14 protein-coding genes and 1 other RNA gene are annotated in these 13,410 nt (G+C 74.6%); 9 read left to right on the top strand and 6 right to left on the bottom strand.

Annotated features, from left to right (window positions below):
* Position 1: 1 nt before the first annotated feature.
* Entirely contained in the window at positions 2 to 352 is a 351-nt protein-coding gene (locus ACFVXJ_RS06250) for a DNA-binding response regulator (RefSeq protein ID WP_361310491.1), read from the bottom strand.
* A gap of 249 nt (positions 353 to 601) precedes the next feature.
* Between ACFVXJ_RS06250 and ACFVXJ_RS06245 the strand changes: the two genes are divergently transcribed.
* From ACFVXJ_RS06245 to ACFVXJ_RS06235, 3 genes are all read left to right on the top strand, one after another.
* Positions 602 to 1,456: a MaoC/PaaZ C-terminal domain-containing protein gene (locus ACFVXJ_RS06245; RefSeq protein ID WP_389659438.1), complete on the top strand. Its 855-nt coding sequence runs from the start codon at positions 602 to 604 to the stop codon at positions 1,454 to 1,456.
* 73 nt (positions 1,457 to 1,529) lie between these two features.
* On the top strand, positions 1,530 to 2,606 hold the full coding sequence (locus ACFVXJ_RS06240) for a Zn-dependent alcohol dehydrogenase (protein WP_389659435.1): 1,077 nt from the start codon (positions 1,530 to 1,532) through the stop codon (positions 2,604 to 2,606).
* 23 nt (positions 2,607 to 2,629) lie between these two features.
* Positions 2,630 to 3,571, top strand: coding sequence for a 3-oxoacyl-ACP reductase (locus tag ACFVXJ_RS06235; protein ID WP_389659432.1), 942 nt, complete (start codon positions 2,630 to 2,632; stop codon positions 3,569 to 3,571).
* A gap of 96 nt (positions 3,572 to 3,667) precedes the next feature.
* On the opposite strand, the gene ACFVXJ_RS06230 is transcribed toward ACFVXJ_RS06235, so the two are convergent.
* Positions 3,668 to 4,732 (bottom strand): hypothetical protein, encoded by a 1,065-nt coding sequence (locus ACFVXJ_RS06230; RefSeq protein ID WP_389659429.1) that lies wholly within the window; start codon positions 4,730 to 4,732, stop codon positions 3,668 to 3,670.
* Positions 4,733 to 4,919: 187 nt separating this feature from the next.
* On the opposite strand from ACFVXJ_RS06230, the gene ACFVXJ_RS06225 reads away from it, so the two are divergent.
* The 3 genes from ACFVXJ_RS06225 to ACFVXJ_RS06215 are packed head-to-tail and all read left to right on the top strand — an operon-like array spanning position 4,920 to position 7,827.
* Positions 4,920 to 5,777: a Nif3-like dinuclear metal center hexameric protein gene (locus ACFVXJ_RS06225; RefSeq protein ID WP_389659426.1), complete on the top strand. Its 858-nt coding sequence runs from the start codon at positions 4,920 to 4,922 to the stop codon at positions 5,775 to 5,777.
* The gene (locus ACFVXJ_RS06220; protein ID WP_389660083.1) at positions 5,774 to 6,517 is read left to right on the top strand and encodes a zinc ribbon domain-containing protein; all 744 of its coding nucleotides are present in this window, start codon (positions 5,774 to 5,776) and stop codon (positions 6,515 to 6,517) included. Before ACFVXJ_RS06225 ends, ACFVXJ_RS06220 begins: the two co-directional genes overlap by 4 nt.
* A complete protein-coding gene (locus ACFVXJ_RS06215; protein ID WP_389659423.1) occupies positions 6,517 to 7,827 on the top strand; it encodes a bifunctional RNase H/acid phosphatase in 1,311 nt (436 codons plus the stop codon). Before ACFVXJ_RS06220 ends, ACFVXJ_RS06215 begins: the two co-directional genes overlap by 1 nt.
* A 60-nt stretch (positions 7,828 to 7,887) precedes the next feature.
* Here ACFVXJ_RS06215 and rnpB read toward each other — a convergent pair.
* Positions 7,888 to 8,289: RNase P RNA component class A (gene rnpB, locus ACFVXJ_RS06210), an RNA gene on the bottom strand.
* A 78-nt stretch (positions 8,290 to 8,367) separates the two neighbouring features.
* On the opposite strand from rnpB, the gene ACFVXJ_RS06205 reads away from it, so the two are divergent.
* Positions 8,368 to 9,090, top strand: coding sequence for a MerR family transcriptional regulator (locus tag ACFVXJ_RS06205; RefSeq protein ID WP_389659420.1), 723 nt, complete (start codon positions 8,368 to 8,370; stop codon positions 9,088 to 9,090).
* The gene (locus ACFVXJ_RS06200) at positions 9,087 to 9,692 is read left to right on the top strand and encodes a hypothetical protein (RefSeq protein WP_389659417.1); all 606 of its coding nucleotides are present in this window, start codon (positions 9,087 to 9,089) and stop codon (positions 9,690 to 9,692) included. Before ACFVXJ_RS06205 ends, ACFVXJ_RS06200 begins: the two co-directional genes overlap by 4 nt.
* Before the next feature lie 274 nt (positions 9,693 to 9,966).
* Here the strand turns inward: ACFVXJ_RS06200 and ACFVXJ_RS06195 are convergent, their stop codons facing one another.
* Both ACFVXJ_RS06195 and ACFVXJ_RS06190 read right to left on the bottom strand, forming a co-directional pair.
* On the bottom strand, positions 9,967 to 10,224 hold the full coding sequence (locus tag ACFVXJ_RS06195) for a hypothetical protein (protein ID WP_389659414.1): 258 nt from the start codon (positions 10,222 to 10,224) through the stop codon (positions 9,967 to 9,969).
* A 67-nt stretch (positions 10,225 to 10,291) separates the two neighbouring features.
* Entirely contained in the window at positions 10,292 to 11,734 is a 1,443-nt protein-coding gene (locus tag ACFVXJ_RS06190) for an RNB domain-containing ribonuclease (RefSeq protein WP_389659412.1), read from the bottom strand.
* 195 nt (positions 11,735 to 11,929) lie between these two features.
* On the opposite strand from ACFVXJ_RS06190, the gene yaaA reads away from it, so the two are divergent.
* Positions 11,930 to 12,730: a peroxide stress protein YaaA gene (gene yaaA / locus ACFVXJ_RS06185; RefSeq protein WP_389659407.1), complete on the top strand. Its 801-nt coding sequence runs from the start codon at positions 11,930 to 11,932 to the stop codon at positions 12,728 to 12,730.
* A gap of 78 nt (positions 12,731 to 12,808) precedes the next feature.
* Here yaaA and ACFVXJ_RS06180 read toward each other — a convergent pair whose 3' ends face one another.
* Positions 12,809 to 13,399, bottom strand: coding sequence for a GNAT family N-acetyltransferase (locus tag ACFVXJ_RS06180; RefSeq protein ID WP_389659404.1), 591 nt, complete (start codon positions 13,397 to 13,399; stop codon positions 12,809 to 12,811).
* Positions 13,400 to 13,410 lie beyond the last annotated feature (11 nt).

The raw sequence follows: 13,410 nt of genomic DNA, 5'->3' as shown, positions 1-13,410 counted from the left end.
GTCAGGGGACGTCGAGGGCGGGGTCCGTCACCGGTTCGCCGCGGGAGGCGCGGTGGAGGGATGCGGCCAGGTCCGCGAGCGGGCCGTCGCGCAGGACCAGTCCCGCCGCGCCCGCGGCGAGGGCCGCCTCGCGCAGGCCCGACCGGGCGGAGCCCACCAGTACCAGGACCGCGCACTCCGGCGCTTCCTCCCGTACCTCGCGGACCCCGTCCACCGACTCCACCAGCGCCACCGCCGGCCGGCCCATCGGCGAGGACACCACTTCGATGTCCCGCTCCAAGCCGAGCCGCACCGCCAGCGCCGGGTTCGCGGGCCACAGCAGGACCCGCAGGGACCGACCGGTTTCGTCCATCCCGCCAGGGTAGGGTCCGGGCCCCCACGCACCGGTAAACCATGCCGCGGACCGATGATCTGACGTTGAGTCAGCAGTCTTCCCAACTGCTGGGGGGTGCGTTATACATGGCCTCACCGGCCGCCTAGAACGCGTTCTACCCGCGCTTCGGCGGCCCCCGCAGACGACCTCGGCGCGGCCGACGGTGCGGACGACCGCGCCGAGGTCTTCCACTCACGGAGCACCCGCTCAGCAAGGAGCAGCATCCGAATGCCGATCGATGCCGCCAAGGCCCTCGCCGCCGAACCCCGCCGGGGGGAGATCGCATGGGACCACAAGGACGTCCAGCTCTACCACCTCGGCGTCGGCGCCGGCCTGCCCGCCACCGACCCCGACGAGCTGCGCTACACCCTGGAGTCCAAGCTCCACGTACTGCCCAGCTTCGCGACCGTCGCCGGCGCCGGCATGGCCATGCTGGGCGGCCTCGCCGCCCCCGGCATCGATGTCAACCTCGCCACCGTCCTGCACGGCGGTCACTCCATCGAGCTGCACCGCCCCATCCCCGTGAAGGGCCGGGCCACCTCCCGTTCCAAGGTCGCCGCCGTCTACGACAAGGGCAAGGCGGCGGTCATGGTGCTGCGCTCCGAGGTCGACGACGCCGACGGGCCGCTGTGGACCAGCGACGCGCAGCTCTTCGTGCGCGGCGAGGGCGGATTCGGCGGCGAGCGCGGGCCCTCCGCCCGGGAGGAGGCCCCCGACCGCGACGCCGACCGCACCGTCGAGCGGCACATCCGCGAGGATCAGGCGCTGCTCTACCGGCTCTCCGGTGACTGGAACCCGCTGCACGCCGACCCGGAGTTCGCCAAGCTCGCCGGCTTCGACCGACCGATCCTGCACGGCCTGTGCTCCTACGGGATCACCCTCAAGGCCGTCGTCGACACCGCCCTGGCGGGGGACGTGTCCCGGGTCCGCGCCTACCGCACCCGCTTCGCCGGGATCGTCTTCCCGGGCGAGACCCTGCGCATCCGGATGTGGGAGGAGCCGGGTCGGGTGCGGGTGGCGGTGACCGCCGTCGAACGGGACGACGCCCCGGTCCTCGCCGACACCGTCGTGGACCACGCCTGACCGCCGGATCACCCCCGATCGCCCACGCCCCGCCACCGCCCCCGCCTACGAGCGAAACCGAAGGAGCCGCACCGTGCGCGCAGCACTGCAGAGCGAGATCGGCCAGGACAAGCTGGAGGTCGTCGAGGACATGGAGGCCGTGGGCTTCGGCCCCGGCAAGGTCAAGATCCGCGTCAAGGCCACCGGCCTGTGCCACTCCGACCTGTCCGCGATGAGCGGCGTACTGCCGCAGCCGGCACCCTTCATCCCGGGCCACGAGGGCTCCGGCGAGATCACCGACGTCGGCGACGGAGTGACCGGGCACAAGGTCGGCGACCGGGTGCTGGTGTGCTGGCTGCCGCCGTGCGGCCACTGCCCCGCCTGCAAGCGCGGCCAGGGCCACCTGTGTCTGGAGGCGTTCGGCAACGTCGCCACCCCCAACTTCCGTCGTGCGGGAAGCGACATCTTCGGCTTCGCCGGTACGGGCACCTTCGCCGAGGAGGTCGTCGTCCCGGCGGGCTGCGCGGTGCCGATACCCGACGACCTGCCCTACGACATCGCCGCCCTGATCGGCTGCGGAGTGACCACCGGGCTCGGCGCGGCGATCAACACCGCGAAGGTGGAGGCCGGTTCCTCGGTCGCCGTCATCGGCTGCGGCGGCGTCGGCATCTCCGTCATCCAGGGCGCCAAGGTGCAGGGCGCGGCGCAGATCGTCGCCGTCGACCCGGTCGCCTCACGCCGCGAGGCGGCGCTGCGGTTCGGGGCGACGGAGGCGGTCGCACCGGACGCCTTCGGCGACGCCAAGAACCGGATCACGGCCGGGGAGGGCTTCGACTACGTCTTCGAGGTGGTCGGCAAGTCCGCGACGACGCGGACCGCGTACGAGATGACCCGGCGCGGCGGCTCCGTCGTGGTGGTCGGCGCGGGAGCACTGGACGACACGTACTCGATCAACATGTTCTCGCTGTTCTTCGACGAGAAGAAGATCCTGCCCTCGATGTACGGGGGCGGTGACGTGCTCCGCTCCTACGAGCGCACCATCACGCTGTGGCGGGCCGGCCGGGTGGACCTGGCGGGCCTGATCACGCACCGGGTGCGGCTCGGGGAGATCAACGACGCCCTCGACCAGATGCGCACGGGCGTGGCCCTGCGCACCTGCATCGAACTCTGAGCGCGACGAGAGGAATGCGGTAGATGTCACTGCCACTTGAGGGGCTCGGCGCCATCGTCACCGGCGCGGGCCGCGGGCTGGGTCGGGCCGAGGCGATCGAGCTGGCGCGGCTCGGGGCGAGCGTGGTCGTCAACGACTTCGGGCAGCCCGGCCGCGACGGTTCCGGGGAGGCGTCGGCGGCCCCGGCGCAGGAGGTGGCCGACGAGATCCGGGCCGCGGGCGGGCGGGCGGTGGCGCACCTCGGTGACGTGGCCGACTTCGCGCAGGCGCGGGAGCTGGTCGAGCTGGCGGTCGAGAGCTTCGGCAAGCTCGACATCCTGGTCAACAACGCGGGCATCCTGCGCGACCGGATGATCTTCTCCATGTCGGAGGAGGAGTGGGACTCGGTGATACGCGTCCACCTCAAGGGCCACTTCAACACCACCCACTTCGCCTCGGCGCACTGGCGGGAGCGGTCCAAGGCGGAAGGCGGCCCGGTCTACGGGCGGATCGTCAACACCTCCTCCGAGGCGTTCCTCGGCGGCAGCGCCGGCCAGCCGAACTACGCGGCGGCCAAGGGCGGCATCGTGGGGCTGACCACCTCGACCGCCCTGGCCCTGGCCAAGTACGGGGTCACCGCCAACGCGATCTGCCCGCGCGCCCGTACCCGGATGACCGAGGACGTGTTCGCGGGCTTCCAGGAGCCGGAGGAGGGCAGGCTCGACGCCCTCGCCCCCGAGCACGTCGCCCCGCTGGTCGGCTACCTGGCCTCACCGGCCGCCGCGAAGGCCAACGGGCAGCTGTTCGTGGTGCACGGCGGGATCGTGGTGGTGATGGAACGCCCCAAGGTGGCCGCGAAGTTCGACACCACCAAGGAGGCGTTCAGCTTCGAGGAGCTCGACGGGTTCCTCACCCCGCACTACGCGTCGCGCCCGCCGAACGAGACCTTCGCGGCGGCGGAGGTGCTGGGCCTCAAGCACGACTAGCGCGCGGATCACGCCCGGCCTGCCCGCTACCCGGTCCCGGCCCGACCGGGGCACGACCGGCCCCCCCCCGGCCGCGCCGGCCCTCAGTGCCGGCCCTCAGTTCAGCGGGGCCTGCTGGAGCGGCACCGGTCGTGGGGCCGTGGGAGCGGTGATCCGGACCGGCGGCGGCGGGGCCGCCGGCTGGGTCAGCGTGGCGATCCCGCACGGCACCTCCGGGGTGGCGTAGGGGAGGCGCAGCACCCCCTGCGGGGTCCACAGACCGTTCCCCAGCCACCCCGCCGGGGCGGAGAGCCGGAAGACGTGCCGGTCGGCCGGCCGCCACAGCGCGATGCCCTCGGGCACCCGCAGCGCCACCCCGCAGCTCTCCGGCATCAGCACCTGCCCCGGCTGCACCGCGAACGGCACCGCGTCCGCCGCCCGCAGGCACTCCGGGAAGCGGACCGGACGCTCGCTGCCCAGCACCCCCCAGCCCAGCCGCGGCTCGCCCGGCGCGTCCGAGCGGATCAGCAGCAGCCCGCTGTCCGGCTCGGCCAGCAGCAGCCGGTCGTCGCTGTCGTCCGCGATCTGGAGCAGCGGGGTCACCAGCCCGTCCCGGGCCAGGTCCACGGTCACCGCCTTGGTGCGCCCGGCCAGCTCGCGGTCCAGCGCCAGCAGCCGGCCGGCCCGGTCCAGCCAGACGCCGCCCGAGCAGCGGCCCGGGACCCGGGCGGCCGGCCGGGGGCCGCCGGGGGCACCGGCCACCTGCCAGAGCACCGTTTCCTCGGCGCCGACCGACAGGGCGAAGGCGCCGTGTCCGTCCGGGGACGGCGGCAGCAGGAAGACCCGTACGTCCTGCGCGCCCGGCTCGATCGAGCCCAGCGGCAGTTCCCCGGTGCGCGGCCCCACCCCGGCGCCGCCGGTCGGGTACAGCAGCGCGAAGGCGTGCCGGTCCGCCACCCGGCGGTGGATCAACACCCGGCCGTCGGCCAGCGGCAGCACCTCGCTGTCCGCCTCCTCCGGCTGCGCGAGCGGCAGCGGTACCGCGTACGGCTCGGGCCCGGCCAGGGTCCAGCGCTCCGGGTACCGGGCCTGTCCCTCCCCGGCCAGCCGCGCGGCGTACGCCCCGTCCGCCGCGATCGTGAACGCGGCAGCCGTCGTCATCTCGATGGCACAGACAGTCATCCGTGCGTCACCTCCGGTGAGGAAGCTAGTTTTCGCACTTCCTGCCGAACAACACCACCTCACCCGCTTCACACATACGGGTGGCGGCGCGGCGGTTCAGGTGTGACGCGGGGGGTGGTTGTGCTGTACGGCGCCGAGGTCCGCCGGCGCCGCGCCCGGGGGCCGCCACGGACGGTAGCCTTGGCCCGTGCCCCGTCTCCGCGAAGTCATCGCCGCCCTCGACGCTCTCTGGCCCCCCGCGCGGGCCGAGCAGTGGGACGCCGTCGGCACCGTCTGCGGTGACCCCGACGCCGAGGTCACCCGGGTCCTGTTCGCCGTCGACCCCGTACAGCAGGTCGTCGACGAGGCGGTGAAGCTCGGCGCCGACCTGGTGGTCACCCATCACCCCCTCTACCTGCGCGGCACCACCACCGTCGAGGCGGGCACCTTCAAGGGCCGCGTCGTGCACACGCTGATCAAGAACGACATCGCGCTGCACGTGGCCCACACCAACGCGGACACCGCCGACCCCGGTGTCTCCGACGCCCTCGCCGGCGCCCTGGACCTGCGTGTCACCGGCCCCCTCGTGCCCGACCCCACCGACCCCGCGGGCCGTCGCGGCCTCGGCCGGATCTGCGAACTCGACCACCCCGAGACGCTGCGCGAGTTCGCCGCCCGCGCCGCCGCCCGCCTGCCGCACACCGCGCAGGGCATCCGCGCCGCCGGCGACCCGGACGCGCCGATCCGCACCGTCGCCGTCAGCGGCGGTTCCGGCGACAGCCTGTTCGCGCAGGTCCGAGCCGCCGGAGTGGACGCCTTCCTCACCGCCGACCTGCGCCACCACCCGGCGTCCGAGGCCCGCGAGCAGAGCCCGCTCGCCCTCGTCGACGCCGCCCACTGGGCCACCGAGTGGCCCTGGTGCGAGCAGGCCGCGACACAGCTCGACGCGATCTCCGAGCGCCACGGCTGGGGCCTGCGCACCCACGTCTCGCGCCTCGTCACCGACCCGTGGACGGCGCACGCGCCGTCCGTCACCTCCTCTACCAACCCTGGAGCCCCCAACTGAACGCCGAGCCCGCCGACCAGATCCGACTTCTCGACGTCCAGGCCCTGGACGTCCGGCTGTCTCAGCTCGCCCACAAGCGCAAGTCGCTGCCCGAGCACACCGAGGTCGACTCCCTGACCAAGGACCTCACCCAGCAGCGGGACCTGCTCGTCGCCGCCCAGACGCAGGCCAGCGACGCCGCCCGCGAGCAGACCAAGGCGGAGCAGGACGTCGACCAGGTCCGCCAGCGCGCGGCCCGCGACCAGGCGCGACTGGACTCCGGCGCGGGCATCTCGGCCCGGGACCTGGCGAACCTCCAGAGCGAGGTCGTCTCCCTCGCCAAGCGGCAGGGCGACCTGGAGGACGTGGTCCTTGAGGTCATGGAACGCCTGGAGGCCGCGCAGGCGCGCGTCACCGAACTGACCGAGCGGGTCTCCGGCCTGGAGGCCGAGCTCGCGGACGCCACCGCGCGCCGCGACGCCGCCACCGCCGAGATCGACGCCGAGGCCGCGGGCATCGCCAAGGACCGCGAGGTCATCGTCGCCTCCATGCCCGAGGCGCTGATGGCCCTGTACGAGAAGATCCGCGTCAAGCAGGGCGGCGTCGGCGCCGCGCGCCTGTACCAGCGCCGCTGCGAGGGCTGCCGGCTGGAGCTCGACATGGCCGAGGTCAACGAGATCAAGGCCGCCGCCCGCGACCAGGTCGTACGCCACGACAACTGCGGCCGGATCCTGGTCCGTACGGCGGACTCGGGCATCTGATGTCGAGGCTTGTCCGGTTCGTCGTGGAGGCGGACGGCGGATCCCGGGGCAACCCGGGGCCCGCCGGCTACGGCGCGGTGGTCCTCGACCCGGCCTCGGGCGAGACGCTGGCCGAGCGCGCCGAGTACATCGGCGTCGCGACGAACAACGTGGCCGAGTACAAGGGGCTGATCGCCGGGCTGAAGGCCGCCCGCGAACTGGCCCCCGACGCGGTGGTCCTCGTACGCATGGACTCCAAGCTCGTCGTCGAGCAGATGTCGGGCCGCTGGAAGATCAAGCACCCGGACATGAAGCCGCTCGCCACCGAGGCGGCTACGATCCTGCCGCGCGCGCAGGTGACGTACGAATGGATCCCGCGCGAGCGCAACAAGCACGCCGACCGGCTCGCCAACGAGGCGATGGACGCGGGCAAGCGCGGCCGGCAGTGGGAGCCGTCGGCCTCCGCAGCCGCCCTGGACACCTCGGCGGCGCGCGCCCTGGCGACCCCGCCGCCCGCGGGCCCTCCCGGCGACGCCACCGCCGGAGCGGCCGCGGTCCGCGCGGCCCTCGCCGCCGCCTCCGTCGCCACGTCGGCACCCGCCGCGGGGGCCGAACAGGCGGCGGACACGCTGTTCGCGGAGCCCGCTCCGGCCCCCACCCCGGCCCCGGCCCCGGCGGCGCCGTCGGCCGGGTGGGGTCCCGACCTGGGTACCCCGGCCACCTTCGTCCTGCTGCGCCACGGCGAGACGGCGCTGACCCCGCAGAAGCGCTTCTCCGGCAGCGGCGGCAGCGACCCCGAACTGTCCCCCGTCGGCCGCCGGCAGGCCGCCGCGGTGGCCGGGGCGCTGGCCGCGCGGGGCACCGTCGAGGCCGTCGTCAGCTCCCCGCTGCGCCGCTGCCGCGAGACCGCCCAGGCCGTCGCCGACCGGCTCGGACTGCCGGTCGTGGTCGAAGAGGGCCTGCGCGAAACGGACTTCGGCGCTTGGGAGGGCCTCACCTTCGCCGAGGTGCGGGAGAGGTTCCCGGACGACCTCCAGGCGTGGCTGGACTCCCCGAAGGCGGCCCCCTCGGGCGGCGGCGAGAGCTTCGCCGCCGTGACCCGTCGGGTCTCCGCCGCCCGTGACCGGCTACTGGGCGCGTACGCGGGCCGCACGGTGCTGCTGGTCACGCACGTGACACCGGTCAAGACGCTGGTCCGGCTCGCGCTCGGCGCGCCCCCGGAGTCCCTGTTCAAGATGGAACTGTCGGCCGCCTCCCTCTCGGCGGTGGCCTACTACGCCGACGGCAACGCCTCGGTCCGCCTCGTGAACGACACCTCGCACCTGCGCTGAATCCGCCTACGTCGAAGCCCCCGCCACGCTGTGGCGGGGGCTTCGACGTACGGGTGGGGACAGACGAGCCGGCCTGTACGCCGGGTTCTGTCGCCCGGAGACCTCGCGGTCGCCGGGGAGACGGCCATCCATCTAGGACCGGCGTTGCCACCGGCCTCGTGCGGTCTACCCGCGAACTCGGGCGGGCAGCCCTCGAACGTTCGCGCAGGGCCGTCCGAGAACGACCCCTCTTGACCTTGCTCCGGGTGGGGTTTACCTAGCCGCCTGAGTCACCTCAGGCGCTGGTGGTCTCTTACACCACCGTTTCACCCTTACCGAGGGCCGAAGCCCCCGGCGGTCTGTTTTCTGTGGCACTGTCCCGCGGGTCACCCCGGGTGGGCGTTACCCACCACCCTGCCCTGTGGAGCCCGGACGTTCCTCGGCGGGATCCGAGGATCCCGACGCGACCGTCCGGCCGACTCGTCTGTCGTGCCGACCATGCTACCGGGTGCGCCGTCACGGCTTGACCTTGCCGCAGCGGCAGGGTTTCTACTGGGCGCCATGCGGATCGGAGAAATCGCCGCCCTCGTCGGTGTGACCACTCGGGCGGTACGGCACTACCACCACATCGGCCTGCTCCCCGAACCGGCCCGGCGCGCCAACGGCTACCGCGCGTACACCGTCCGGGACGCCGTCCTGTTGGCCCGCGTACGCCGGCTGACCGAGCTCGGGCTGGGTCTGGACGAGGTGCGTGACGCCCTCGCCGACGACGCGGGCCGCGAGCTCGCCGAGATCCTGGCGGAACTCGACGCCGACCTGGCCCGGCAGCAAGACGAACTGGCCGAACGTCGGCGGCGGCTCGCGGAACTGTCCGCCGGGCCCGGGCCGCGCGCCTTCACGGGGCTGCTCGCCGAGGCGCCGCCGACGTCCTCGCCCAGCGCCGCCCTCGACCGCGAGCACCTGGCGCTGCTCGACGCGACGGGCACCGGGGGCGAGGAGCTGTACGCCGCGCTCGTGCCCGTGGCCGCAGACCCTGCCGTACTCGCCCTCTACGAGCGCCTCGACGCGCTGGCCGGCGCCGTCCCCGACGACCCCCGCGTCCCGGAGCTCGCCGCCGACCTGGTCGCGGCCGTCCCCGACGAGGTGTTCGCGGCGCTCCCGACCGACGCGGGCCCGGCCGCCGTCCCCGGGTTCGAGGAGGCGTTGCTCGCGCAATACGCCCCCGCGCAGGCGGAGGTGGTGCGCCGGGTCATGGAGGCGTTCGCGGAGCGGGTCCGGGGGTGAAGGGCGTACGGGTCGTGCGGCGGCTGGTGCGCGGCGAGCTGCGGGCCGCCGCCTCGCTGGGGAGGTGGGTACTGCGCAGGCCGCCGCACGGGGTGGGTGCGGGCGATGTCGCGGCCGGCTACACCGGACCGCAAACGGCCATGACGTACGGGTTGCTGGGCGTGGCCCTGATCGAGACGGTCGCCCTCGGGTTTCTCGTCCCGTGGCCCGTCGTGCACGCGGTGCTGCTGGTCCTCGACGTGTACGGCGTCCTGATGGTGCTCGCCCTGCACGCCGCGTGTGTGCAACGGCCGCACGTCGTCCGCGCCGACGGGTCGCTGTGGATTCGCTACGGGGTCCTCTTCGGTCTGGCCGTCCCGCCGGACGCGGTGGCGTCGGCCCGGGTGGAGCGCCGCTACCCCGAGGGGAGCCTCGTCACGGTGTCCGAGGACGGAGTGCTCGACCTGATCGTCGGCGGCCACACCACGGTGACCGTGGAGCTGGGCCGCCCCTTGGAATTCGTCCGGCCGCTCGGCGGGCGGGGGTGGGCGCGTGTCGTGCGCTTCCATGCCGACGACCCCCGCGCGGTGGTCGCCGCGCTGCGGCGGTCCGCACCCCCGTGACGGGCTGCCGCGGCGCGGGCCGTGGGGCGACGGTGGCAAGTCGCGGCCGGGTTGTCTTGTCGAAAACGGCGCGGAGCGGCGGGGGTTACAGCAGGACGCTGGTGATGCGGCCCGGCATCCGGTCCGGGGGCGAAACCGGGGGCAGGCCGGCGCGTAGTCGGGCGAAGGCGGTGGGAGACAGGCCGGTCGGGGCCGAGCACCTCGACGAGGTCCACCCGAGCCTCCTGGAAGTGCGCCATCGGGATGCCGAAGAGCCGGTAGGCGCCGAGCGGGCTCATGTGCACCTCCAAGCGTGCACCTCGCCCGCGTGTACCCCGACCGCCGGGACGGTGCGCGGGCCGCTGATCAGGGCCGGCGAGGCGGGGCGCAGTGGTCCGGCCGTGCCGACCGGCCCGTCGGCGGTACGGGAGACCCACAGGTCCCCGTCGAAGGTGAAGACGAGTGCGACGAAGCCGGCGGGCAGCTCCGGCCTGCGCCGGGGCGCGCCGAAGTCGGTACGGAAGCCCAGGTGGTTGACGATGTGCGGACGCACACGGGCGCCGGGCGACGCAGCGCGCCCCCGACCGCGGCAGGTTTCGCGGGCGGTACCACAGCCGCGGTTACGCGGGAGCGAAGAGGATTTTCGCCGTGCCCGGGTCGGCCCGGGTCAGGCGGACCCGGATGCGTTCGCCCAGCGGGAGCTCGGCTGCGGGGGACTCGACGCGGCCGACCACCGCCGGGTCCTCCAGGTGGACCGTGCCGACCTGCGGCTCGTGGTCCTTGACGTCGATCACCGTCGCCTCGAAGGTGTCGCCGACCCGGTCCTTGAGCAGGGCCGCCTCGACCAGGTCCACGCACTCCCGCTCGGCGGTGTTGGCGAGCCGGGTGCCCTCCGCCATCTCGCGCGGCAGCGCCCCCAGCGCGGCGACGGCCCACTCCGGCGGTTCGGCCCCGGCGGACGCCGCCACGCACAGCTCGCCGGCGTACCGGTCGACGAGCCTGCGCAGCGGCGCGGTGCAGTGCGCGTACGGGGCGGCCACCGCGGCGTGCAGCAGCGGATCGGGGGTCTCGCCGGAGGTGAAGGACGTGTACCCGGCGCCGCGCAGCAGGGTCGTGCACTCCTGGAGGAACGCGGCGTGGTCGGGCCGGTGCGGATCGAGCGAGCGGACGAGCTCCGCGTACGCGACATGGTGGGGCCAGTCGATCCGCAGCGCCTTCGCCGAGCGCCGCAGCCGGGCGACGGCGCCGTCGGGGGCGCTGGGCAGGGTCCGCAGGATCCCCGTTCCGGCGGCGAGCATCAGGTCGGCGGAGGCCATCCCCGTCATCAGGGAGAGCTGCGCGTTCCAGCCGTCGGCCGGCAGCGGGGCCCGGTAGGCGAGGGAGTACGAGCCGTTCCGCTCGACGACCTCCTGCTCGGGTACGCCCAGCGAGATGCCGCCGCGCTCCGCCTCCAGGGCCTCGCGGAGCGTCCCGATGACCTTGAGCAGGGCCACGGTCTCCTCCGCCGTGCCGGAGTCGATGGCCCGCTGGACGCCGGCGTAGTCGAGTCTCGCCCGGCTGCGGACCAGGGCCCGGCGCACCTCGGTGCTCTCCACCCGGCCGTCGGCGTCCAGGTCGAGCCGCCACACGAGCGCGGGGCGGGTCCGTTCGGGCAGCAGGCTGGCCGCGCCCTCCGAGAGCGCGACCGGGTGCAGCGGGACCTTCCCGTCGGGGAAGTAGAGGGTGGTGACCCGGCGGTGGGCTTCGGTGTCGATGGCGCCGCCGGGGGTGACGAAGGCGGCGACGTCGGCGATGGCGTAGTGCACGCGGTAGCCACCGGAGGGACGTTTCGCCAGGTGCATGGCCTGGTCGAGGTCGACGGAGTCGGGCGGGTCGACGGTGAAGAAGGGGATGCCGGTCACGTCGGTCGGGGGCAGCCGGGGGTGGGCGGCGGCCTGTTCGGCCTCGGCGAGCACGGCGGTGGGGAACTGCCCCGGCACGCCCAGCCTCGTCCGCAGGTCGCGCAGCGCCGCCCGCAGGGCAGACCCGTCTGCGCCGGTCATGTGCAGGTGACGGCGTGGCATGGACCGAGCCTAGGGGCGACGGGCCCGGGCTGCCCGTCGAGCCGCCGCGAGCACACGCCGGGCCGCCGCGAGCCACGTCGGGCCGTCCCCGTCGCGCCCGCGGGGTGGACGCGACGGACGACCCCGGCCACGCCGTTTACGCTGGGCGCCGGGGGCCGCACCCCCTGCGCCGTGTCGTACCGAAGGAGAACCACCGTGCTCGTGCTGCTGCCGCCCTCCGAGGGAAAGGCCGCCGGGGGCTCCGGCGCACCGCTGGAGCCGGGGTCGCTGTCCTTGCCGGGACTGGCCGGGGCGCGCGCGGCCGTGCTGGAGGAGCTGGTCGAGCTGTGCGCGGGCGACGAGACGAAGGCGCGCGAGGTGCTCGGCCTGAGCGAGGGCCTGCGGGGCGAGGTCGCCAAGAACGCCGAGCTGCGGTCGGCGGTCGCCCGGCCCGCCGGGGAGATCTACACCGGGGTGCTCTACGACGCCCTCGGCCTGGCCGACCTCCCCGACGGGGCGCGGGCCCTGGCCGAGCGGTCGCTGCTCGTGTTCTCCGGGCTGTGGGGCGCCGTGCGGATCACCGACCGGATCCCCTCCTACCGCTGCTCGATGGGCGTCAAGCTGCCGGGGCTGGGAGCCCTGGGGGCGTACTGGCGGGCGCCGATGGCGGAGGTCCTGCCGGCGGCGGCCGGCGCGGGTCTCGTCCTGGACCTGCGTTCCTCCGCGTACGCGTCCGCCTGGAAGCCGAAGGGGGAGGTCGCGGCGCGCACCGCGACCGTGCGGGTGCTGCACTCACAACTGGTCGACGGGGTGGAGAAGCGGTCGGTGGTGAGCCACTTCAACAAGGCGACGAAGGGCCGGCTGGTCCGGGACCTGCTGCTGGCGGGCGCCGTCCCGGACGGCCCCGCGGAGCTGGTGGAGGCGCTGCGGGAGCTGGGGTACGTGGTGGAGGCGCGGGAGCCGGGCAAGCCCGCGAAGGCGTGGTCACTGGACGTCGTGGTGACCCAGATCCACTGAGCCGGTCAACCGAGCCGGCTCCACCGGACCGCGTCGACCGGACCGGGGCGCCGCACCGGGTTCACGGCACCTCCCGCGCTACCAGAGGCGGTCGATCGGCCCGGGGTAGAGCGGGACCCGCGCGGCCGTGAACAGCGCGCGGGTCGCCGCCGGGTCCGGGGTGAAGAAGGCACCCAGGACGGACTTGTCGAAGCCCGCCCGGTCGCTGGGCAGCGGATCGGCCGGGGTCCCGCCGAGCAGGACGGTCCCGGGCAGCCGTTCGAAGCCGGCGGCCTCGTAGAACGGGGTCAACTCCCGGTCACAGCTGAACAGCGCCAGGTCCACGCCCGGGTCGGCGGCCAACGCCTCGCGGGCCGCCGTCACCAGGCGGCTCCCGAGGCCCCGCCCGCGCGCGTCGGCCCGGGTCACGACCGAACTGAGCCCGGCCGCGCGGTAGGTTACGCCCGCCATCCGGATCTCCTTGTGCAGCAGCGTCAGGCAGGCGACCACCGCCCCCGCCCCGCCCGCGTCTCCGGCTCCGCCCGCGTCTGCGGCCCCCTCCCGCAGCACCACCGTGCGCGGGGCCAGGGCCGGGTCGTGCCCCGGCCCGGCGCCGGGCCAGGCCGCCGCCTCCAGCGCCGCCACCTGCGCGGCGAGCCCGGCCGGAAGCACCTCGTACACGCCGATCACCCGGTACGGCC

Source organism: Streptomyces sp. NPDC058279 (assembly GCF_042881255.1).
Taxonomy (GTDB): Bacteria; Actinomycetota; Actinomycetes; order Streptomycetales; family Streptomycetaceae; genus Streptomyces.
This window is presented reverse-complemented; position numbering and strand designations above follow the sequence as displayed.

Excerpts from the sequence above, each read along its gene's own strand:
- ACFVXJ_RS06250 (WP_361310491.1), bottom strand. The coding sequence starts at position 352 with ATGGACGAAACCGGTCGGTCCCTGCGGGTCCTGCTGTGGCCCGCGAAC.
- ACFVXJ_RS06245 (WP_389659438.1), top strand. The coding sequence starts at position 602 with ATGCCGATCGATGCCGCCAAGGCCCTCGCCGCCGAACCCCGCCGGGGG.
- ACFVXJ_RS06235 (WP_389659432.1), top strand. The coding sequence starts at position 2,630 with ATGTCACTGCCACTTGAGGGGCTCGGCGCCATCGTCACCGGCGCGGGC.
- ACFVXJ_RS06230 (WP_389659429.1), bottom strand. The coding sequence starts at position 4,732 with ATGACTGTCTGTGCCATCGAGATGACGACGGCTGCCGCGTTCACGATC.
- ACFVXJ_RS06215 (WP_389659423.1), top strand. The coding sequence starts at position 6,517 with ATGTCGAGGCTTGTCCGGTTCGTCGTGGAGGCGGACGGCGGATCCCGG.
- ACFVXJ_RS06205 (WP_389659420.1), top strand. The coding sequence starts at position 8,368 with ATGCGGATCGGAGAAATCGCCGCCCTCGTCGGTGTGACCACTCGGGCG.
- ACFVXJ_RS06190 (WP_389659412.1), bottom strand. The coding sequence starts at position 11,734 with ATGCCACGCCGTCACCTGCACATGACCGGCGCAGACGGGTCTGCCCTG.